The organism is Tianweitania sp. (assembly GCF_032053605.1).
In the GTDB taxonomy this organism is placed as follows: Bacteria; Pseudomonadota; Alphaproteobacteria; order Rhizobiales; family Rhizobiaceae; genus Tianweitania.
This window is the reverse complement of the sequence record NZ_DAMBUH010000036.1, coordinates 797-22,298: the sequence shown is the minus strand read 5'-3', so window position 1 is coordinate 22,298 and position 21,502 is coordinate 797. Positions and strand designations below refer to the sequence as shown.

22 protein-coding genes and 1 tRNA gene are annotated in these 21,502 nt (G+C 60.5%); 14 read left to right on the top strand and 9 right to left on the bottom strand.

Annotated features, from left to right (window positions below):
- Nucleotides 1–23: 23 nt before the first annotated feature.
- Complete coding sequence (locus RTX98_RS10415) at nucleotides 24–440, bottom strand: PRC-barrel domain-containing protein (RefSeq protein ID WP_312796440.1); 417 nt, start codon at nucleotides 438–440, stop codon at nucleotides 24–26.
- Between the two features lie 193 nt (nucleotides 441–633).
- Nucleotides 634–723, bottom strand: a tRNA-Ser gene (locus RTX98_RS10410).
- A 247-nt stretch (nucleotides 724–970) separates the two neighbouring features.
- On the opposite strand from RTX98_RS10410, the gene RTX98_RS10405 reads away from it, so the two are divergent.
- The 5 genes from RTX98_RS10405 (at nucleotide 971) to RTX98_RS10385 (ending at nucleotide 4,073) form a co-directional block, all read left to right on the top strand.
- Entirely contained in the window at nucleotides 971–1,960 is a 990-nt protein-coding gene (locus RTX98_RS10405; RefSeq protein WP_312796438.1) for a glycosyltransferase family 2 protein, read from the top strand.
- Nucleotides 1,957–2,364, top strand: coding sequence for a GtrA family protein (locus tag RTX98_RS10400; RefSeq protein WP_312796436.1), 408 nt, complete (start codon nucleotides 1,957–1,959; stop codon nucleotides 2,362–2,364). Before RTX98_RS10405 ends, RTX98_RS10400 begins: the two co-directional genes overlap by 4 nt.
- Before the next feature lie 59 nt (nucleotides 2,365–2,423).
- Nucleotides 2,424–2,744 (top strand): hypothetical protein, encoded by a 321-nt coding sequence (locus RTX98_RS10395; protein ID WP_312796434.1) that lies wholly within the window; start codon nucleotides 2,424–2,426, stop codon nucleotides 2,742–2,744.
- 75 nt (nucleotides 2,745–2,819) lie between these two features.
- The gene (locus tag RTX98_RS10390) at nucleotides 2,820–3,161 is read left to right on the top strand and encodes a RidA family protein (protein ID WP_189502602.1); all 342 of its coding nucleotides are present in this window, start codon (nucleotides 2,820–2,822) and stop codon (nucleotides 3,159–3,161) included.
- A gap of 201 nt (nucleotides 3,162–3,362) precedes the next feature.
- A complete protein-coding gene (locus RTX98_RS10385) occupies nucleotides 3,363–4,073 on the top strand; it encodes a nitroreductase (RefSeq protein WP_312796433.1) in 711 nt (236 codons plus the stop codon).
- Nucleotides 4,074–4,132: 59 nt separating this feature from the next.
- On the opposite strand, the gene RTX98_RS10380 is transcribed toward RTX98_RS10385, so the two are convergent.
- Entirely contained in the window at nucleotides 4,133–4,948 is an 816-nt protein-coding gene (locus RTX98_RS10380; RefSeq protein WP_312796432.1) for an alpha/beta hydrolase, read from the bottom strand.
- Nucleotides 4,949–5,219: 271 nt separating this feature from the next.
- Between RTX98_RS10380 and RTX98_RS10375 the strand changes: the two genes are divergently transcribed.
- From RTX98_RS10375 to RTX98_RS10340, 8 genes are all read left to right on the top strand, one after another.
- A complete protein-coding gene (locus RTX98_RS10375; protein ID WP_312796431.1) occupies nucleotides 5,220–6,680 on the top strand; it encodes a UbiA family prenyltransferase in 1,461 nt (486 codons plus the stop codon).
- The gene (locus RTX98_RS10370) at nucleotides 6,677–8,017 is read left to right on the top strand and encodes an FAD-binding protein (RefSeq protein ID WP_416223102.1); all 1,341 of its coding nucleotides are present in this window, start codon (nucleotides 6,677–6,679) and stop codon (nucleotides 8,015–8,017) included. The genes RTX98_RS10375 and RTX98_RS10370 overlap by 4 nt, the downstream gene beginning before the upstream one ends.
- A 113-nt stretch (nucleotides 8,018–8,130) precedes the next feature.
- Nucleotides 8,131–8,583: an EamA family transporter gene (locus RTX98_RS10365; RefSeq protein WP_312796429.1), complete on the top strand. Its 453-nt coding sequence runs from the start codon at nucleotides 8,131–8,133 to the stop codon at nucleotides 8,581–8,583.
- Nucleotides 8,580–9,593 (top strand): NAD(P)-dependent oxidoreductase, encoded by a 1,014-nt coding sequence (locus RTX98_RS10360; protein ID WP_312796428.1) that lies wholly within the window; start codon nucleotides 8,580–8,582, stop codon nucleotides 9,591–9,593. The genes RTX98_RS10365 and RTX98_RS10360 overlap by 4 nt, the downstream gene beginning before the upstream one ends.
- 123 nt (nucleotides 9,594–9,716) lie before the next feature.
- Nucleotides 9,717–11,072 (top strand): aspartate aminotransferase family protein, encoded by a 1,356-nt coding sequence (locus tag RTX98_RS10355; RefSeq protein WP_312796458.1) that lies wholly within the window; start codon nucleotides 9,717–9,719, stop codon nucleotides 11,070–11,072.
- A gap of 9 nt (nucleotides 11,073–11,081) precedes the next feature.
- On the top strand, nucleotides 11,082–12,293 hold the full coding sequence (locus RTX98_RS10350) for a hypothetical protein (RefSeq protein ID WP_312796426.1): 1,212 nt from the start codon (nucleotides 11,082–11,084) through the stop codon (nucleotides 12,291–12,293).
- A gap of 129 nt (nucleotides 12,294–12,422) precedes the next feature.
- The gene (locus tag RTX98_RS10345; RefSeq protein WP_312796424.1) at nucleotides 12,423–14,984 is read left to right on the top strand and encodes an FAD-dependent oxidoreductase; all 2,562 of its coding nucleotides are present in this window, start codon (nucleotides 12,423–12,425) and stop codon (nucleotides 14,982–14,984) included.
- An 88-nt stretch (nucleotides 14,985–15,072) separates the two neighbouring features.
- The gene (locus RTX98_RS10340; protein WP_312796422.1) at nucleotides 15,073–15,924 is read left to right on the top strand and encodes a DUF1194 domain-containing protein; all 852 of its coding nucleotides are present in this window, start codon (nucleotides 15,073–15,075) and stop codon (nucleotides 15,922–15,924) included.
- Between the two features lie 9 nt (nucleotides 15,925–15,933).
- Here the strand turns inward: RTX98_RS10340 and RTX98_RS10335 are convergent, their stop codons facing one another.
- The 4 genes from RTX98_RS10335 to RTX98_RS10320 all read right to left on the bottom strand — a co-directional run bounded on the left by RTX98_RS10335 (nucleotide 15,934) and on the right by RTX98_RS10320 (nucleotide 18,549).
- Nucleotides 15,934–16,872 carry a GlxA family transcriptional regulator gene (locus RTX98_RS10335; protein ID WP_312796457.1) on the bottom strand — a complete coding sequence of 313 codons (939 nt, stop codon included), beginning with the start codon at nucleotides 16,870–16,872 and terminating at the stop codon, nucleotides 15,934–15,936.
- 282 nt (nucleotides 16,873–17,154) lie between these two features.
- Nucleotides 17,155–17,292 carry a hypothetical protein gene (locus RTX98_RS10330; protein ID WP_189502585.1) on the bottom strand — a complete coding sequence of 46 codons (138 nt, stop codon included), beginning with the start codon at nucleotides 17,290–17,292 and terminating at the stop codon, nucleotides 17,155–17,157.
- Nucleotides 17,293–17,580: 288 nt separating this feature from the next.
- Entirely contained in the window at nucleotides 17,581–18,297 is a 717-nt protein-coding gene (locus tag RTX98_RS10325) for a haloacid dehalogenase type II (RefSeq protein WP_312796418.1), read from the bottom strand.
- Between the two features lie 81 nt (nucleotides 18,298–18,378).
- Entirely contained in the window at nucleotides 18,379–18,549 is a 171-nt protein-coding gene (locus RTX98_RS10320) for a hypothetical protein (RefSeq protein ID WP_312796417.1), read from the bottom strand.
- A gap of 114 nt (nucleotides 18,550–18,663) precedes the next feature.
- Between RTX98_RS10320 and RTX98_RS10315 the strand changes: the two genes are divergently transcribed.
- Nucleotides 18,664–19,557, top strand: a complete 894-nt coding sequence (locus tag RTX98_RS10315; protein WP_312796416.1) for a LysR substrate-binding domain-containing protein — start codon at nucleotides 18,664–18,666, stop codon at nucleotides 19,555–19,557.
- Between the two features lie 4 nt (nucleotides 19,558–19,561).
- Here RTX98_RS10315 and pdxY read toward each other — a convergent pair whose 3' ends face one another.
- Together pdxY and RTX98_RS10305 are read right to left on the bottom strand one after the other, a co-directional pair.
- Complete coding sequence (gene pdxY / locus RTX98_RS10310; RefSeq protein WP_312796415.1) at nucleotides 19,562–20,416, bottom strand: pyridoxal kinase PdxY; 855 nt, start codon at nucleotides 20,414–20,416, stop codon at nucleotides 19,562–19,564.
- A gap of 91 nt (nucleotides 20,417–20,507) precedes the next feature.
- Nucleotides 20,508–21,502: ASKHA domain-containing protein (locus RTX98_RS10305; RefSeq protein ID WP_312796414.1), on the bottom strand; the 995-nt coding region annotated here is incomplete at its 5' end.

Genomic DNA, 21,502 nt, shown 5'->3' with positions numbered 1-21,502 from the left:
TACCTTCCTGAAGCGTTGTTTGATCAGCGTCCTCGCGCGATCGCTGTGCCGTAATAATCGTCGATGGTACGCATATATCCGCGTTCCATCCAACCCGGCTCTTCGGCTGCTGCGTAGGAGGGCGCACCGCTGAATCGATCGCGATCGACCGCCACGACATAGCCGCCTTCGCGCACATCATAGGTCAGCGTATTCCACGGGATTGGATAATAGTCGCTGCCCAAGCCAAGGAAACCGCCGAGCGACAAGACGGCATAAGCAACCTTGCCGGACCGCTTGTCGATCATGACGTCATAGATCGAGCCGAGTTTCTCGCCCTGACGATCATAAACCGCCGTGCCCTCCACCTTGCTGGCCGCAATCAGGCTGGGCGTTTCATCCGTCGAAAGGTCAGGGTCCACGGTGCCAATGGGGGTGGCTGGCGGTGTGAAATCGGACATGCTTTTCTCCTGTTAGCCAAGCACTTGTAATTCTCGTTCCGCCCGGGGGTTCCAAGCTGAAGAAGCGGCTCTTAACGACAGGGTCGGAAGGTGGAGATTATCGCATTTCGCGGTAGCCGACTGCTGCGCCTGCGCGCCTTTGCCGAGGATGTTCCCGCGGCAGGATCAGCGCAGATCTGGCTATTTGCAGGAGTGGCGGAGAGGAAGGGATTCGAACCCTCGAGAAGCTTCCACCTCTACGCCCTTAGCAGGGGCGCGCCTTCGACCACTCGGCCACCTCTCCGTCGAATGCCCGCATAAAGAAAAGACCGCGCACAATCAACTGAGATGCGCGTGTTTTCTCCAGGCAATTTGATGAGCAGGCGCACAAATCGGTCGGGAGAGCCAGATTCGTGTAGCGTTGCCGACTTTGTCCGATTCCGTTACATCGATCTTCATCCCTGCCGTGGCATGTCGGTGCAAAGTAGTCCGCTGCGCACCAGCAGACGAACTGCCCCATGAATGTGGATCAACGGACCAGTCGAAGCATCGTGTCAGAAGTTCTCGTCGCAAGATCGCTTGGAACTGAGCCGCCACGGCTTTCGATCGTCGTGCCCTGTTACAATGAGGATGATGCGCTCGATCACTTCTGGGCGACAATCACCCCGCATCTCGATGCGCTTGGTGTTCAATGGGACATCGTCTTCGTCAACGACGGATCGTCCGACGCAACGCTCCTGAAGCTGATCCAGCTGCACCGGGCGGATCATCGCGCCAAGGTCGTGGACCTAACCCGCAACTTCGGCAAGGAAGCCGCGATGACCGCCGGGCTCGATCATGCCGGTGGCGATATGGTCGTGGTTATGGATGTGGACCTGCAGGATCCGCCGGAGCTGCTGATCGACATGGTGGAGCATTGGTGGCGCGGCTACGATGTCGTTGTGGCGCGTCGGGTGTCGCGGCTTGACGACACGCAGTTGAAGCGGGTGTCAGCCGGCAATTTCTACCGTGTGTTTAACCGCATTAGCCCGTCGAAGATTCCGGCGGATGTCGGTGATTTCAGGCTGATGGACAAGCGCGTCGTGGCCGCTCTGCGGGCACTGCCGGAGCGTGTGCGCTTTATGAAAGGCCTGTTTGCGTGGGTGGGCTATCCCACAGCGGTGGTGGATTACGAGCGGCCGGTTCGGCAGCGCGGCATGACCAAGTTCAACTATTGGCGCCTGTGGAATTTTGCGCTCGACGGTATTACGTCGTTTTCGACGCTGCCGCTGCGGATCTGGAGCTACCTTGGCCTGTTCGTGGCGTTCATTGCATTCATCTATGGCGTCATCATCATAGGACGAACGTTGATACTCGGCATTGACGTTCCGGGTTATGCGTCCTTGCTCGCCGCGATCCTCTTTCTTGGCGGTATGCAACTGGTGGGACTCGGGATCATCGGCGAGTATCTTGGGCGCATCTATTCCGAGACCAAGCACCGGCCGATCTACCTGACAGGCGGCCTGTATGGCTTCGCGCCCGATGAGGGCGAGCAGAAATGATCTCAGCGCTTCGTTCCAATACGCTGTCGCGCGAAGTGCTGGCCTTCGCGTCGGTCGGTGGGGCGGCGACAATCGTCCATTACATGGCGGCGCTGATTGCCGCGCAGTGGCTGCCGGTGACGTTTGCCAACCCGATCGGCTTCGTCGCGGCGGTGCTGGTGTCCTATTTCGGGCATGTGCAATTTACCTTTCAGTTGAAAGGGGAGGAACGCCGCCATCGCCACCGTCTGCCGCGCTTCCTGGTGACGGCAGTCTGCGGCTTTGTTGCCGGGCAGACAGTTCTCGTCACGCTGACCTCTTTCACCAATGCGCCGGATTGGTTGGCGCTGGGCATCGCCGTGGCGAGCGTGCCCGTGATTACCTTTGCCTTGTCCAAACTGTGGGTGTTCCGCAAGGTTGCGTGATCGGCCGGATCACTTCGATCATATCGACGTTTGGTGATGAATTGATCGGGAGCATGATCATGCGATTGTCCACACTCACTTCGAAAATGATTGTTGCCGCCGGGATGCTGAGCGTCACAGCAGCCTCGGCTGTTGCCGCGCCGCGCACGGATGTGAGCCAGTTGTCCTGCGATCAGGCGCAATCGCTGATCGTTCAGCGCGGCGCCGCCGTGGTGACGACCGGTCCACGGACTTACAAGCGCTTCGTGTCCGATGCGCGCTTCTGCGATGCCGGCGACCATTATCTGCATCCCGCCTTTACGCCGACGGCGGACAAGCGCTCCTGCTACATCGGCTACACCTGCGAGAACTGGAATTACTATTTCAACGAACGCGATTGAGACCGGGCGGAGGTTCCACCGGCGGCTGATTGCGGTTATGCAGCCCATGCATTTTGGCACGCAGGGAGCTGTTCCATGACCATTCGCCGTATCAACGCTGGCGCTCGCATGAGCGAGGCCGTGATCTACAACAACACCATCTACCTCGCCGGCCAGGTTGGCGAAGGCAAGACCGTGACGGAGCAGACCAAGTCTGCCTTGGCCGAAGTCGAGAGCATCCTGAAGGAAGCCGGTTCCGACAAGTCGAAGATCCTCTCGGCGCAGATTTGGTTGGCCGACATGGCTGATTTTGCCGAGATGAATGCTGTGTGGGACGCGTGGGTCGGCGGCAAGGACGCGCCTGCCCGCGCCACTGGCGAGGCGAAGCTCGCCACGCCGGACTACAAGGTCGAGGTTATCGTGGTCGCTGCGGCGTAAGCGTCTTCGGTCGGTCGGCACGCTTCATGCGTGCCGGCTGACCCCTGCAGCTAGTGCTTAGATTTCTAACCGTTACTAAAAGTGCGAGCAACTTCCGGGTGGTAGCTATCACCCACGATTGCCAGTTTCGGGAAACCGTGCCAATCGACCGTGATTAACCGCCATGCGGATCGATCGGTCGATTCCCGAAGGACGAAGGCGATGCTAGCTCCCAATTTGCAGAGTGATGAACGCTCTGAAACTGAAATTATCGATGAGGCAATCCTGACGCGCCGTTCGGTTCGCGCCTTTTTGCCGACGTCTGTCGACGACTACCTGATCCGGGAGATCCTGGATCTTGGTTCACGCGCGCCGTCCGGTACCAACATGCAGCCCTGGAAGGCTTATGTGGTTCAAGGAGCGGTAAAGGCGAAAATTGCCGACTCGATCCTCAACTCCGGCGTACGCGCGGAGAAGATCGAGTGGGAAGAATATCGCTATTATCCCGACAAGTTCTTCGAGCCCTATCTGACGCGCCGCCGCACGGTTGGCTATGCGCTTTACAATGCGCTCGGCATTCAGCGTCGCGAGGTGGAGCGGATGCGCGCACAGCACGACCGCAATTTCGTGTTCTTCGATGCGCCTGTCGGCATCATCTTCACCATCGACCGCCGCCTGAACCAGGGCTCCTGGCTCGATCACGGCATGATGCTGCAGACGGTGATGATTGCGGCACGGGCAAGGGGCTTGCATACCTGCCCGCAGGCGGCATTTGCGCCCTATCACAAGGAAATACGTCCGATCCTCGGCATCTCCGAAGATGAGATCGTGGTGTGCGGTATGGCGCTGGGCTACGAGGACACGTCCAAGCCGGAGAACAATTTCCGGACCGAGCGCGAGCCGCTCGAGAATTGGGTGACCTTCGTCAAATAGGGCGTGTGGTCAGCATCGAGACGAAACGAAAAGGGGACCCGAAGGTCCCCTTTGCCGTCTTAGAGAAACGCCAGAAGATCGGCGTTGAGCTTGTCCTTGTCGGTGTAGAACAGGCCATGCGGTGCGCCGCTGTAGCGCTTGAAAGTGGCTGATGGGATCAGCTTTGCGGCTTGTTCCCCCGCCGTCTTGATCGGCACGGTTGCGTCGTCTTCACCATGGATGATCAGCGTCGGCAGGTCGAACTTGGCAAGATCGGCGCGGAAGTCAGTTTCCGAGAAGGCGCGGATGCAATCGATCGTCGCTTTGGGCGAGGCCAGCATAGCGACGTTGGAACACCATTGCATGATCTCGGCGCTGACGGAAAAATTGAGCATGCCGGCACCGAAGAACTGCTTGCCGAAGCTCGCCAGGAAGGCTGGCCGATCCTTGCGCAGCTTTTCCACCATGTCGTCAAATACGGATTTGTCGACGCCATCAGGATTGTCGGCGGTCTTCAGGAGGTAAGGCGTAACAGCTGAAACCAGTACGGCCTTGGACAGGCGCTCCGTGCCGTATCTGCCGATATAGCGGGCCAATTCGCCACCGCCCATGGAGAAGCCAACGAGCGAGACGTCGTGCAGGTCAAGCGTTTCGATAATCGCCTGCAGATCCCCAGCGAACGTGTCGTAGTCATAACCGCTGAAAGGCTGGCTCGATCGGCCGAAGCCGCGACGATCATAGGTGATGACACGGTGGCCCTGTGCCGTCAGCACCGGCCATTGATATTCCCACATATCGCCATCGAGCGGCCAGCCGTGAATGAGGATGACGGGCTTGCCTGTTCCCCAATCGTTGTAGAACAGCTCTGTTTCATCGGCGGTCTGGATGAAGGGCATGGTGGTCTCCTGTTGTGCTGCCACCTAAATCCCATTCCCCGCGAGGCGTTCCTTTACATAAGTGCGGCCTCATCTGGCGATCCGCTTCGATCAAGATGTGGCCGAGTTGAACTGCCCGCACAGGTGGCAATCATATAACGCTACCGCTTCAGCCTTGGTGAGAAAACATTAGCTGTATCTACAGCAACCCTGACGGAGACCTTGCTGCAACCCGGGCTTTAATCTTCCCAAACCTTTTTGCTGCAATAGCCGAGGCCAGGGAGATCATGGCGTGCAGTCACCAGGCCAAGCGATAGAGGATGTGCGATCTGAGGCCGCCTTTCCACTGGCGGTTGATCTCGATGGAACTCTGATCGCGACTGACCTTCTGTGGGAAGGTTTGTTTCTGCTGCTGCGCCGCAATCCGCTGCTCATGTTTCTTGTGCCTCTTTGGGCGCTGAGTGGTCCGGCGCGGCTCAAACATGAGATCGCCCGTCGTATCGACATCGATCCGGCCACCTTGCCTTACCGCGAAGAAGTTCTGGATCGTCTGCGTATGGAACAGGCCGCAGGGCGCCGGATCGTTCTGGCCACCGGCACGCCGAAAAAGTTTGCCGATGCCATTGCCGAGCATCTCGGCCTGTTCGATGCCGTGCTTGCCACTGAAGGTCTGCACAACCTAACGTCGAAGAACAAGGTCGACGCGCTGGAGGCGATCTACGGCAAGGGTGGCTTCGATTATCTCGGCAACAGCCGGCATGACCTTGCGATCTTCGATGCTGCGCGTACTGCGATCGTCATTGCTCCGGACCGGCATGCAGCGCGCTGGCAGGTCGCAAAGGGATGCGAGTTGATCGCAACGCCCAAGCCAACCTGGAAAACCTTGGTGCGGATGCTGCGGGTGCATCAATGGCTTAAGAACGGGCTGATCTTCGTGCCGCTGTTTCTTGCGCATGAGTATTTCAACCTACCGGCCATTGGTCGATGCGTGCTGGCTTTCATCTCCTTCAGCGCCGCCGCATCGGCGATCTACATTATTAACGACTTCTTCGACCTGGCACTCGACCGCCAGCATAAGACCAAGCGCAATCGACCCTTCGCCAGCGGCACGCTGACAATACCTTTCGGCTTGGCCTGTTCCGGCCTGCTGCTGCTCTTGAGTGTGCTTACGGCTCTCGCTCTTCCGCCCTTGTTCTGGCTGGTGCTCGGAACCTATCTCGTAACTACGACCGCTTATTCGGTGTCGATCAAGCGCATGCTTTTGATCGACGTGCTGACCTTGGCCGGCCTTTATACGATCCGTGTGTTGGCGGGGCAGGCGGCAACAGATTTCGATCCATCGTTCTGGTTGCTGGCGTTCTCGATCTTCTTCTTCCTTTCGCTGGCGCTGGTGAAGCGCTATGTCGAGCTCCGCTCCACGGTTGCGGATGCCAAGCAGCGGATTGCCGGTCGCGGTTATCGGCCGGAAGATCAGGAGGTCATCGCGCAGGCTGGCATGGGGGCTGGGTTTGCGGCCGTGGTCGTGCTGGCGCTTTATATCGACAGCAGCGCCGTCTTTGAACAGTACAATCACCCCTACATGGTCTGGCCGTTGGCGCCGCTTATCCTCTACATGATCATGCGGATTTGGATCCTCGCGCGCCGCGACGAGATGCATGACGACCCTGTGGTCTTCATCCTCACGGATTGGCGCAGCCAGTTGATGGTAGGCATTGGTCTGGCGTTGCTGGTGATCGCGGTGATGCTGCCATGAACAGGCCGTTGCGCAGCTTCGGTCAGCCGGCCAGATCCGGGCGTCCGGGAATCTCCCCGGCTGAAGGCATCGCGCGCTTGAATGCTGGCGCCCTGGCGAATGGCAGCCTGCTCGGTTTCGGAAACGGCCGCTCCTATGGTGACAGCTGCTTGAACGATCTCGGCACGCTGATCGACATGCGCGTGACAAACCGCATCATCCGCTTCGATGCTTCCAGTGGATTGATTGAGGTCGAAGCCGGCGTGCTGCTGTCCGACATCGTTGCCTATGCAGCCGGGCAGGGTTGGTTTCCACCGGTCGTTCCAGGCACGCAGTTCGTGACGGTCGGCGGGGCAATCGCCAACGACATCCACGGCAAGAACCATCACCGCGCCGGCACCTTCGGCTGCCATGTCGAGAGCCTTGTTTTGCTGCGCTCCGATGGTGAAGTCCGGCATTGCAGCCCGAAGACGAATGCCGACCTCTTCGCGGCCACCATCGGCGGCATGGGGCTAACCGGCCTGATCCTGTCGGCGACGATCCGGCTGATGCGCGTGCCGTCGCTCGCTATCGACCAGACCGCCACGGCTTTCCGCAATCTCGATGAGTTCTTCGACCTCGCGCCGGAAGGCGACCGCACCAGCACCTATGCGGTGGCCTGGATCGACCAGATGGCATCAGGCAAACAGGCCGGACGCGGCGTGTTGCTGGCCGGCAACCATGCCGAGGACAGTGCCTTCGCCACAGCCAAGCCGGGCCGTTTGCTGCGCGTTCCATTCCAGCCGCCGATCAGCGTACTCAATCGCCCGTTCATCCGCGTCTTCAATGGCGCGTATCGCTGGAAGCAGGGCCGGACCAAGCAGTCGCGCGTCGGCTACCAGAGCTACTTCTTCCCGCTGGATGGTGTGCGCGACTGGAACCGGCTGTACGGGCCGCGAGGGCTGCTGCAGCATCAAAGCGTGGTGCCGGAGGATGCTGCGCGCGAAGCAATACCTGCTCTGCTAGCTGCCGGTCGCGATGAGAGTCACGCCTCGTTTCTCACCGTGCTGAAACGCTTTGGCGATAGGCCATCACGTGGGCTGCTGTCGTTTCCACGTCCCGGTTATACGCTCACCCTCGACTTCTCCGATGGCGGCGCGCCTACGCGAAAACTGTTCGAGCGGCTGGATGCGATTACGGTCGATGCTGGTGGCGCAGTCAACCCGTACAAGGATGCGCGTATGAGTCCGGCTGTGTTCGAGCGCTCCTTTCCGAATTGGCGCGAGCTGGAAGCACTTCGCGATCCGGCTTTTTTGTCAGACTTCTGGCGTCGTACGGCGCTGGCTCTGGAGCCCGCAAGCGGCACGAAGGCGGCTTGAGACAAAGAGTCAACGCATCGAATTAACAAGCGGAATTGGTTCAATTTGTCCGGATCGCTTCACCAAAGATTCCGGTCTTTGCGTGTAGGACGAAAACCGGTGAGGGCAGGTCGATGAAGTATATCGGGTTCATTCTGTTCACGGTGCTGACGAACGCGGCGGCGCAGCTGATGCTGAAGCACGGCATGATGACGCTCGGGCCGCTGAGCTTTGCTGGCGTGAACCCGCTCGTGAAGATCCTGCAGATCGTGTTCAGCCCTTGGGTGTTCCTCGGCCTCTGCACCTTCGTGATCTCCATGGCCTCGCATCTTTTCGTGCTGTCGAAGGTCGAACTCTCCTTCGCCTATCCTTTCCTCAGCCTGGCTTATGTGGCGGTTGCGATCTTTGCCTATTTCGTGTTCCGGGAGGACCTGAATGCCTGGCGCATCGCTGGCATCGCCGCAATCTGCGTCGGCACGATCCTGATCGCGCAAGGTGGCAGCGGCCATGAAGCGGTGGCTGCGGATGCCGATCAAGCCGCGCTCAACCAGACAAACCAGATCAAAACAGGCGAGCTTGCCCGATGAGACACATCATCTTTGGCGGCGACGGTTTCGTCGGTCGTCACCTTGCACCGAAACTGGCGGCCGAGGGCGAAGAGGTCGTTGTCGCCGACATCGCCAAGAGCCCGCTGCCGCATTACGCATCGGCCGTGCGCCACATCCACTGCGATGTCACGGACAAGGCGTCGATTGCGGCCGTCGGCATCACGGGCGATGACATTGTCTACAACCTGTCGGCCAAGATGCTGTCGCCGATTCAGGTCCGCGCCAAGCGGCACGACTTCTTCTTTCCCGTGAACTATCACGGTACGGAAAACATCATCGAGGCGATGGACAGAGCCGGCGCGTCCGAGCTCGTTCATTTCACCACCGACATGATCTACGGCCACACGGTCACCACGCCGATGACGGAGGATCATCCGGTCGCCCCGCTCGGCGAATACGGCCTGTCCAAGTGGAAGACGGAGGAGCTTGCCGCAGACTGGCGCAAGCGCGGCATGGACATCACCCTATTCCGTCCGCGCCTCATCATCGGACCGGGCCGTCTCGGCATCCTGGAAAAGCTGTTCAAGCTGATCGACGCCAACCTGCCGGTGCCGATGATCGGCTCGGGCAAGAACCCCTACCAGTTCATTTCGGTGTTCGATTGCGCTGAAGCCGCCCGTCTTGCCTGGAAGGCGGGCGTGCCGAGCGAGGCCTATAATCTCGGCTCTCTCAACCCGCCGCCGGTACGCAAGCTGCTCGGCGACCTCATCAAGCATGCTGGCTCCAGGTCGGTGCTGGTGCCGACGCCCGGCTGGGCGGTGAAGCGCACGCTCGACCTGCTAGACCGCTTGAACAAGCCGATCATGGACCCCGAACAGTATCTGATCGCCGACGAAGAATGCGTGCTCGACGTGTCCAGGGGCGAGCGTGATCTTGGCTGGGTGCCGCAGTTCCGCGACGAGGACATGTTGATTGCGGCCTACAGTGAATACCGTGCCAAGAAGGACGGCCGCGCCGTTCCCCACGCCGAACATCTGGCGGCGGAATAGTAGACGAGCATGAGTGTCATGACCAGTCCAGCCACGAGCGCGCGCCTGTCCGGCGAAGCGCCGTCGCCCGCTCCGCAGGCTCTGCCGAAGCCCAACCTGATCAGCGTCGAGGAAGCGAAGGCGATGGATGTCGCCCGCATGACCGACCTGTTCAAGGCGCATATGAACCCCGGTCAGCTTCATTTTATGAAGCTGCTCGGCTTCCACAAGATCAAGGTCGAGCGTGCCGAAGGCATGTATTACATCGACCAGACCGGGCGGAAGATCCTCGATTTCTTTGGCGGCTTCGGGTCGCTCGCCTTCGGCCACAACCATCCACGCCTGTTGGCCGCGCGCCAGAAGTTCCAGGAAGAGAACCGGCACGAAATCGCCATCGCCTTCATGTCGCAATATCAGGCGGCGCTGACGCACAACCTCGCGGCCTGCTCGCCGGGTGATCTCGACATGGTGTTCCTGGGTTCGTCCGGCTCGGAGGCGATGGAAGCGGCGGTGAAGGTCGCTGAACGCGCGGCCGGACCGAAAAAGCCCAAGATCGTTTATGCCGAAAATTCCTTCCACGGCAAAACCAAGGGCGTGCTTTCGATCACCGATGGCTCGCTTTATCGCGGTGACTTCCGTCTGGTCGATAACACCGTGCGTGTGCCCTTTGGTGACATCGACGCCATCGAGCGCGCCTTCCGCAGCGATCCCGCGATCGGCACGATCGTTCTGGAAACCGTGCAAGGCGGCGGCGGCATCATCACCGCGCCGACCGCCTTCTGGCAGAAGCTGCGCGCGCTGTGCGACCGCTACGGCGTGCTTTGGGTGGCGGACGAAGTGCAATGCGGCTACGGCCGCACCGGGCGCTTTTATGCCTTCGAGCATCACGGCGTCGTGCCGGATGTGACGGCCCTGGCCAAATCGCTCGGCGGCGGCAAGACGGCTATGGGCGCGATGATCGCGCGCCGCGAAGTCTTCATGAAGGCCTATGGCACGCCGAAATCCGCGATGATCCACGCGCCCGCCACTTTCGGCGGCATGGGCGAAGCCTGCATCACCTCGATCGAAGCGCTGAACGTGCTTTACGATGAAAAGCTGATCGAGAATGCGGCCGATACCGGCGCTTATCTGCTGGAGCGCCTCGAATCGCTGCACGCGAAATATCCCAAGATCATCAAAGACATTCGCGGGCAGGGGCTGATGGTCGGCCTTGAGTTCCAGGATTTCAGCCAGACCCTGCCGATGGTGCTGCGGCCGATGGTGGCGATGCTCGATGACAAACTGAAGGGTTCTCTGTCCGGCTTCGTCGGCGCGCTGCTTTTGCGCGATTATGACGTGCTGGTTGCCTTCACCGAATACAACCGCAACGTCATTCGGCTCGAACCGCCGCTGATCTGCAGCCGCGAGAATGTGGACACCTTCATCGCAGCACTCGACGCGCTGCTCGGTCGCGGCATCGTCGCGATCGTGAAGGACTTCGTAAAGAGCCAGATGGGCTAAGGACGCAGAATGGCCGTTTCTGAATTCCAATCTGGTGGTCTTGCGAGCCGCTTCGCGGGCAGCATCGTCCGCCTTGGCGATCGCCTTCTATGTGCCGTCCTGACGCAGCGCGTCACGACCATTGCAGCGGCCGTGACCTTCGTACTCTTCACGATCGCTCTGGCGATCGTGCCGTTCTGGCATCCTGAGTATAACTGGGACATGGCGCCCTATCTGGCGGTCGCGCTGGAAAGCACGATCCCCGATCCGGCGGAACTGCATCGCACCGTCTGGAGCATGATGCAGGCCGGCGCGACGGAGGATCAGTTCCGGCAGTTGACCACCGCCAACGCCTACAACATGGCCCAATATGCCAATCCCGACACCTTCCATTCGCAGCTGGTCTTCTACCGTGTGAAGATCGCCTACACGATGTTGATCCGAGAGCTTGGCCCGTTCCTCGGCTATGTGCAGGTGACGCAATGGATCAACACGCTTTCGGTGCTGGTGATCGGTGCGGCCATGTTCGCATGGCTGCGCTTTACCGGCATCATGCAGGCGGCGTTCATCGTCATTCCGCTGATGCTGCTTGGCTCGTTCCTCACCATGGCGCAGCTTGCGATGCCGGACCTGATGGGATCGGCGGTGATGATCCTCGGCGTCTATTTCCTTCGCTCGGGCCGTGATTGGTGGGCGGTGCCCTTGTTGTTCCTCGGCTTCCTCGCACGCACGGACATGATTATCTATTTGTTCGCGCTGGTTCTCGCCTCGGCCGCGTTCGGTGGACGGCTGGCGCCGGTTCTGACGGCCTTCATTCTTGCCGTTCTTGCCTACGTGCCGGTTTCGCAGGCGGGCGACCATCCCGGCTGGTGGACGCATTATTATTTTACCAATGTCGAAATCCAGAATGATATGCGCGGCTTCCATCCGGCTTTTTCAGTGATGGCCTATCTCGAAGGTCTGGTGCGCGGCGTCACAAGCTCCTTCCGGTTCCACAACTGGCTGGCCCTGTTCATGCTACTCATCTTCGGCTGGCTTGCCCTGCTACGGGTAGGGCGCATTCCGCGAGAGGGCGTGACCGTCGTGCTGCTTGCAGCCTCGATCCTCGGCATCCTCGGTAAGTTCGTCGTGTTTCCCCTTCCTGAAAGCCGTGTCTATTTTCCCTACATGATGATCCTCGGCCTGACGCTGCTCGAGTTCTGGCGACCGCGCTTCGACATGGAAACGCGACCCGTTCGTTAGGACGGTCATCATCCTGACAAGCCTTGGCAGCTCAGGTCGCGGCGCGTTTTCCGCGTGTCGCAAACAGGCTGCATTCGCCTCGAAACGCTCTATAGTCTGCGGCGCAAATCAAGGTTGGAGTGGTTGGATATGGCAGCGTTTCCGGCGAAGGCGAAAGTCGTCATCATCGGGCTGGGCGGCATCGTGGGCGCGTCCGTCGCGCATCATCTGATCGAGCGCGGCTGGGACGATATTGTCGGCATCGACACATCCGGCATCCCAACCGATGTCGGCTCCACCGCCCATGCTTCGGACTTCTGTTTCACGACCAGCCACGATTTCCTGTCGGTTTGGACGACGCAGTATTCGATCGATTTCTTCGAGAAAATGGGCCACTACGCCCGCGTCGGTGGCCTCGAAGTCGCGCGCGTCGGCGACGATGCGCGCATGGACGAGATCAAGCGCAAGATCGCTTCCGCCAAGGCGTTCGGTACACGCGCGAGGCTGATCGAGCCGGCCGAGATCAAGGAAAAATTCCCGCTCATCGAGGAAAGCCTGGTGCAGGGCGGGTTGTGGGATCCGGATGCCGGCCTCGTCATTCCGCGCTCGCAGACCGTTGCGGGCAAGCTGGTCGACCAGGGTGTCGCGGCCGGCAAGCTGCAGGCCTTCGCCAACACCGAAGCCACCAATCTCGTGATCGAGGACGGTCGCATCAAGGGCGTGGTGACCGGCCGCGGCACGATCATGGCCGATTATGTCGTGGTCTGCACCGGCATATGGGGTCGCCTGACCGCTGCGATGGCCGGTGAGGACCTGCCGGTGATGCCGATCGACCATCCGCTGACCTTCTTTGGGCCGTATAACGAGTTCGCCGGTACCGGTAAGGAGATCGGCTGGCCGTTGCTGCGCGATCAGGGCAACTCCGCTTACATGCGCGACACTGGCGATCCCCGCACCGCAGAAGGCGGGCAGATCGAGTGGGGCTACTACGAAGAGCACAATCCGCGCCTCGTTCATCCGCGCGAGCTCTTGACCAAGCATGAGTCGCGCCAGTCGCCGTCACAACGCGATCTCGACATGGAACAGATCATGGAGCCGCTGGAGCGGGCCATGGAGCTGACGCCGATCCTTGGCGAACTCGGCTACAATGAAGGCCATTCCTTCAACGGTCTGCTGCAGGTTTCCAGCGACGGCGGGCCCTCCATGGGCGAAAGCCAGAAGGTGCGCGGGCTGTGGTACGCCGTCGGCATCTGGGTCAAGGACGGACCGGGCATGGGCAAGCTCATTGCCGACTGGATGACGGATGGCCGCACGGTGATCGACCATCACGCGATCGATTATTCGCGCTTTTACCCGCACCAGACGGAAGAGCAGTTCATCTTCGACCGTTGCTCCGAAACGGCGATGAAAGTTTACAACCCCGCCGTTCATCCGCGCGAGCCTTTCTCGAAGGGACGCGGCGTTCGCCGTTCGCCCTTCTATGAGCGCGAGGTGGGGCTTGGCGGCTACTTCATGGAGCTCGGCGGTTGGGAACGCGCGCATGGATATGCGGCCAACGAGCCGCTGCTGGAAAAATACGGCAACCGTGTGCCGGTGCGCGAAAACGAGTGGGACAACCGCTTCTTCCACCGCGTGTCCAATGCCGAACATCTCGCCATGAGCGACGATGTGGGCATCGTGAACCTCTCGCATTTCTCGATGTATGACATCGAGGGGCCGGATCATGTCGCGCTGCTGGAATATCTCTGCGCAGCCAAGATCGGCGGCGACGGCAATATCGGCAAGGGCATCTACACGCACTTCCTGGATGAAGAAGGCATGGTGCGCGCCGACTTCACCGTCATCCGCATGGCGGACCGTTGCCGCTTGATCGACGGCGCCGATGCAGGTCCGCGCGATTACCACTACATGCGCCGGGTTGCTCAAGACAAAGGTTTCGACGTCACCATCACGGATGTGACGGAAAAGTTCGTTACGATAGGAATCTGGGGGCCGAACGCGCGCACGACCTTGCAGAAGGTGGTGGAAGATCCGGCCGGCCTGGAGCCTGATGCGTTCCCCTTCGCCGCAATCAAGCCGATCGCGATCGGCGGCGTTCAGATCACGGCGTTCCGCATCTCTTATGTCGGCGAGCAGGGTTGGGAGCTGCATATGCGCTATGAAGACGGTCTCGCCGTCTGGGATGCGCTGCGCTCTACCGGCGTGATGCCGTTCGGCGTCGAGACCTATGCCAATACGCGCCGTATGGAGAAGAGCCTGCGCCTGCAGAACTCGGATCTCCTGACCGAATACAACCTTCTGGAAGCCGATCTCGCGCGTCCGAAGGTCAAGGAAGCGGACTTCGTCGGCAAGGCCAAGCACCTCGAATACAAGGCGCGTGATCATCAGCCCGCGATGCTCTGCACACTGGTGATGACGGACAATGTCGATGCCAGTGGCGTTGCGCGCTATCCCGTCGGTATTATGCCCGTCCTCGACCCAGAGACCGGCGACACGCTGGTGGACGAACTCGGCCGCCGCTCCTTCACCTCCTCGGTCGCCTACGGTCCGACGCTCGGTAAGAACATCGCGCTTGCTTATCTGCCGCATGCCTATGCGAAGGAAGGCCGCAAGCTGAGCGTCGAATATTTCGGTGAGACCTATCCGGTGGAGGTGGCGGCGGTCGGTTACAAGCCGTTGTACGATCCGGAAAACCTCAAGCCTCGCAGCTAAAGGCTAGCAGCAGCCGCTCGCGGTATCGTGAGCGGCCATGCTCCGGTTCCGGCTATCGCCTCGGCACAGGCCGCGTATCATCCGGGTCATGCAGTGCGTGCCCGGTTATCCGTCAGGGCTGAGCAGACTGGCCGTGGCGAGCTTCGCCGCGCTTCTCCTCCCTGTGGCTGCATACGCTGCTGAACCGGTCGATGTTGAGTTGGTGCTTGCCGTCGACGTTTCGCTGTCCATGTCGCCGATGGAGCTCGATATCCAGCGTCGCGGCTATATGGCCGCGTTGACCGATGCCAAGGTCGTGCAGGCGATCCAGGATGGTGTGCACGGGAAAATCGCGCTGACCTATTTCGAATGGGCGGGCGATGGCATGCAGCGCGTCGTGGTGCCGTGGACGGTAGTCGCCAATCAGGCCGATGCCGAGGCCGTGGCCGCCAAGCTGCAGGCTGGCGTTCCGAACAGCGCGCGACGCACCTCAATCTCAGCGGCGCTCAGCTTCGCCGGCGATCTGCTGGCTGAAAGCGGCTATTCCGGCATGAAGCGCGTGATCGACATTTCCGGCGACGGCCCGAACAATCAGGGTCTACCCGTCGACGGCGTGCGCGACCTGATCGTCAGCCAGGGCATTACCATCAACGGGTTGCCGCTGATGACCGCTGGCGGCGCGATGTCGAGCTATGATTTTGCCGATCTCGATACCTATTATACGCGCTGTGTCATCGGCGGCCCCGGCTCGTTCGTGGTGCCGGTCAACGACTGGAGCCAGTTCCCCGAAGCGATCCGCCGTAAGCTCGTGCTGGAACTGGCCGGGCCGCTCACACCGATACCGGCGCGTTACGAGAGCGCGAAACCCTCCGTGCTGCTGGCACAGACGGGCAACGCTTATGACTGCCAGGTCGGCGAGAAGATGTGGGGCAATCGCAGTTGGATGTGGGACAGCCGGTAAGGCGAACCCTTAGGCCGCCAGCAACTGCTTACGGTCAGCGCGCTCCTGCTGCGGCGAACGGGCATAAAGCTCGCGATAGCATTTCGAGAAATGCGAAGCCGACACGAAACCGCAGGCCACCGCCACTTCCACCACCGGCAGCGAGGATTGGATCAGCAGATGCCGCGCCCGGTCGAGCCGGATTTCGAGATAATAACGAGCAGGGGAGCGACCCATTTCCTGCCGGAACAGCCGCTCGATCTGGCGGCGGGACAGATCGACATCGTCTGCAATCTCGATCAGCGACAGCGGCTCCGAGAGGTTTGCTTCCATCAGTTCGATAATCGACAGGACCTTAGAGTTCTGCACGCCGAGGCGCGCGCGCAGCGGCAGGCGCTGGCGGTCGGTCGGGCTGCGAACGCGGTCGGTCAGCACCTGCTCGCAGATGCGGTTGACCAGCGACTCATCGAAATCCTCGCCGATCAGCTTCAGCATCATGTCGAGCGCGGCCGTGCCGCCTGCGCAGGTATAAATGTTCTGGTCGATCTCGTAGAGGTCGGCGAACACGTTGGCCTTCGGGAAGGCTTCGGCGAAGCCCGGTAGATTTTCCCAGTGAATGGCGCAGCGCTTGTTGGCGAGCAGCCCGGCTGAGGCCAGGATGTAAGCGCCGGTGCACAGGCCGCCGATCGACACGCCGCGATTATATTCCTCGCGCAGCCAGGCGAAGGCGGACTTGTTCTGATAGGCTTCGACATTGGTGCCGCCGCAGACGATCACCATCGACGGGCGATCCGGGCCGGCCATCTTCTTGCGCTCGTCTTCGAGCGACGTGTCGGCCTTGATTTCGATGTTGTTTGAGCCCTGCACCGGCTTGCCGTCGAGGCTCGCCCGGCGCCACTTGTAGGCTTCATAGCCCAACATGCGATTGGCCGAGCGCAGCGGTTCGATCGCTGTCGCAAAAGCGATCATCGTGAATTCGGGCACCAGAAAGAAAACGATCGAGCGCTTGAGCGTCTGCTTTGCCGACACTTGTGTTACCCCTTTAAAGATCCGTCATCATTGATCGCGACGGTTCGGTTACAAAACCAACATGGATTAAGTGACCGAATAGAGGCGGCGTCAACTCGAAAAGCGGAGACGCATGACTTATCGGTCAAGAAATAACCGGCGCCTGTTCAACAAGGCGCAACAAAAAACCGCGCCGATCGCATGATCGACGCGGTTCAAGACAGTTCAATGAGACGAAGCTAGTCAGACGAGCACGCCAAGGCGGGCGCCGGCCATTGCAGCGCTCTGGCCAGGCATCGTGCGGCTCAGCCGCTGACGCTCAAGGGTGGTCACCATATTGCGGGAGTGGCGCTTGCCGAAGAGGCGCTTCAGAAACTTCATGACACGTTTTCCATGCAGATGGGGTTACACGGTGTGCCGTCGGGTTTGGCTCGGTGGGGCAGGCCGTTGATGACGCGGATATAGGCTTGCGCTGCACCATTTGCAGCAGCGAATGCGAAGTGCTTAGCATTAAATGCGACATCGCCTGCGACAGTATTGCTTGCGAAAACTCTGTTGCAGCTAAGCAAATCAAGCCTTTACCAGTCTGATACGGCGACCTGCGTCTGGCTCATGTGCGTCATGCGATTTCAGCGGGGGTGATGGTCTTGTTGCTTAGATGAGCGGCAATCAACGCGGAGTTGGCAAGAGCAACGCGGCAGCGCCTTCCAGGTCTGACACTTCGGCATACGGCAGCCAGTCTGGATTGCCGATCTCGCTCCGCCGGTTCACCCAGATGCCGCGGAGCCCAAGCTCATGCCGCGCCTTCATGTCCCAATACATGCCCATGGCGACATGCACAGTCTCGTCCGGCATCACGCCCATTTGGCGATAAGCGTAATCGAAAAGCTGCCGTGACGGCTTGTAGGCTTGCGCCTGTTCAGCGGTGATGACGAAGTCGAAGGGCACCACGATCTTCGCCACGGTCGGCGCAATCAGGTCGTCATCCGAGTTGGTGAAAATCGCGATACTGTAGCGTTCACGTAAGCGCCGCAGGACATCGGGAACTTCTGCGTGCGGTCCCATCGTCATGGGCGAGACGGCAATACGCTCGATCTCGTCTGCACTCGGGGTCACACCATGTTCGCGAAAGGCCGCCGCGAAGCCGATGCGCAGGATCTCCTTGTAGAGCCGATGCGGTTTTTGCGCCGTCAAACGGCGGCTTTGCGCGGAAAAGCTGTCGAGGATCGCGGCAGCGGTTATGTCTTGCCGGTCGTGCGCGGCCAGTGTTTCACCGATCTCGCGCAGAAGCACCTCATACCATTGCACCAGCGTGCCATAGCAATCGAAGGTGATGATCTTCGGCGCGGGATCGAGCTTGAACGGCAAGGCGGAAGGTTCGGTCATCAAGTGGGCCTGTCTGTCAGGGGCTTGTTGCAGCAACGCGTCGGGCAGCGCTTGGTTCGGCGACCCGTCAGCAACGACCGCCTAGTTCTGCACAGGCGGCTGGAACCTGATCCGCTCATGAACACTGTCTGGCCAACCAAGATCCTTGCGGATGTCGGTTGGCAGGGCGCCCAGCATCCGTTCCGTGCGCAGACGGGCGCGGCGGGCCAAATACATCGCTGCGAAGCGGCTGACATCGTTGAACATACGCATCGATCTTCTCCCTAAGTGTAGTGAAAGCGGATGATCCCGCTTCCGTCCACTTGACTATGGGTCAGCTACAATGTTCAATCGAACGAAATCGGATGAAGCTTTGGATCAGGAAAAATGAACGCTCCGCTTAATCATCCACTGCCCTTGCTTGAACTGGATGTGCTGAGAACCTTCGTCGCGATCGCCGACACCGGTAGCTTTACGCTGGCGGCGAATGCTGTTTTCCGGACGCCTTCGGCTGTGTCCATGCAGATCAAGAAGCTCGAGGAAAATCTCGGACGTCAGGTTTTCGTTCGGGATGCGCGGTCGGTGTCGCTGACCAAGGACGGCGAGATGCTGCTTGGTTATGCGCGCAGGCTGCTCGCGCTGAACCGGGAAGCCATGTCCAAGTTCGTCATGCCGGATATTGCGGGCGTGGTACGGCTGGGATCACCCGACGATTACGGCGAACATATCCTGCCAACCGTGTTGAAGCGGTTTGCCCAATCTCATCCGGCCATTGCGGTGGATGTGACGATCGACCAGAGCTCCAACCTCAAACGGCGGCTGGCCGATCGCCAACTCGATCTCACGCTGGTTACCACATGCAGGGAGATCGAGGGGGCCGAGATCCTGCTGACCGAGCCTCTAGTCTGGGCCGGTGCGAAGGGCGGGTCTGCGCATTTGCGTGAGCCTTTGCCGGTCTCGCTTTGGGAAGAAGGCTGCGTCTGGCGCGCCAACGCGCTTGAAGCGCTGGGTCTGGAAGGACGCGAATACCGCGTCGCCTATATGAGCGCGCACACCGCCGGCCAACGAGCCGCCATCATCGCCGATCTCGCGGTCGCGCCCATGGCCAAGAGCTTCATCGGAGACGAGATCGTCGCGCTCGGCACCAAGGATGGCTTGCCTGAACTGTCGACCTACAACCTCGCTCTGCTGATGGCGCCGAACGCCTCGCCGCCCGTGCGAGCAGCGGCCGATCATATCCGTGCGACCTTTGAAGGGTTTCGCGAGACCGGCAAGTTCTAGGCGATCACCGCGCCAGGTGCTCGACCGAGAAGCGCGTAGTCGGGGCAACGAACTCGTCCTGCGCGCCCACCGTCAGGATTTCGCGCGAGCCCGCTTCGGCGGTGCGCTTGAGCAGACCATGTGTGGCACTGGCGGCATGGGCGAGAGCGGCTTCGGCCGATTGCTCCTGCAGGAACTTGCCGAAGAACAGAGCGGCAATCGCGTCGCCCGCGCCATTCACGCCGATTGGCAGAAGCGGCGTGCGCACGCGCATGAGGCCTGAGCCCGCTGACACCACGATGTCGACCGCGTCATCCGGCGTATCGTCCAGCCGCACGCTGGTGACCATAACGATCTTCGGACCGATCGCATGCACGGCCGTGATGGCTGCTTCGAGATCGCTCGTATGCGCCACCGTGGTTCCGGAGAGATATTCCAGCTCGAACTGGTTGGGCGTAACGATATCGGCGGCAGCCACCGCGCGGTCGCGCATGAACTCAGGAATTCCAGGACGCACAAAAATGCCGCGCCCAACGTCGCCGATGACCGGATCGCAACAATACAGCGCATTCGGATTGGCTTCGCGCACCCGTGCTACGGCGTGAAGGATGGATTCGCCAATGCCGGCATCGCCCATATAACCGGACAACACGCCGTTGCAGCGCTCAAGCGCGCCGCGCTCGGCAATGCCGTCGATCAGGGCGCGAACATCCTCGCCGGTGTAGACCTGGCCGGTCCACTTGCCGTAGCCGGTATGGTTGGAAAATTGAACGGTGTTAATTGCCCAGACATCGATGCCCATGCGTTGCAGGGGAAACACCGCGGAGGCATTGCCGACATGGCCGTAGGAAACCCAGGACTGGATCGACAGGATGTTCATGACCGGCCTCGCGCCGTGAGCAATGCACGCCAGCTATTCAACGATCGATGCGATAGCAAGCGGCTGATTGAGGAACCGACTGTTCCAGGGCCTAATCGCGCCCGCGCCGTCCTTCGCGCCCGCGACGCCGACCGCCGCCTTCTGCACCCGCATCCGCCAGCACTTTGCGCGCCGGCAAGGTGACTTGTTCGGCGAGCTTGGGGAAGGGATCGACCTTGTTCGGCAGCGCCATGGCATGCACGAAATGCTCCTGGAACTTCGGCTCCAGCGCGGTTTCGATCTTCTCGATCTTCTGCACCGTCGACTCGATTTCGCGCCGGTGATCGCGATTGAGCAGCGCCATCAAGGCACCTGTACCCGCCGCGTTACCCACGGCCTTTACTTCGCTCAGGTCGCAATCGGGAATAAGGCCGAGCACCATCGCGTATTTCGGATCGATGAAGGAGCCGAAGGCGCCGGCGAAGCTGATCGTGTCGACGTGTTCGACGCCCTGCTTTTCCATCAACAGCTTCACGCCGGCATAAAGCGCGGACTTGGCGAGCTGGATGGCGCGGATGTCGTTTTGCGTCACCGTGATGCGCGGCGTGCCGTCATGCAGGAGATAGGAGAAGGTGCGCCCGTTCGGCAGGATGCGCGCGCTGCGCTCGGCCATCGCGCCGTCCACCACGCCGTCTTCGGAGATGATGCCGGCAAGGTACATCTCCGCGACCACCTCGATGATCGCTGAGCCGCAAATGCCGGTGACGCCGATGTCGGCAACGGACTCCGGAAAGCCGCTTTCATCCGACCACAACTCAGAGCCGATGACACGGAATTTCGGCTCCAGCGTCGCGGGGTCGATGCGCACGCGCTCGATCGCGCCGGGCGCGGCACGCTGGCCGGATGAGATTTCCGCGCCTTCGAAGGCCGGACCGGTCGGCGACGATGCGGCCACCACACGGTTGCGATTGCCCAGCACGATCTCGGCATTGGTGCCGACATCCACCAGCAGCATCATCTTGTCCTGCCGATAAGGGCCTTCCGACAAGGTCGCACCCGCGGCATCCGCGCCGACATGGCCGGCGATGCAGGGCAGGAGATAGGTGC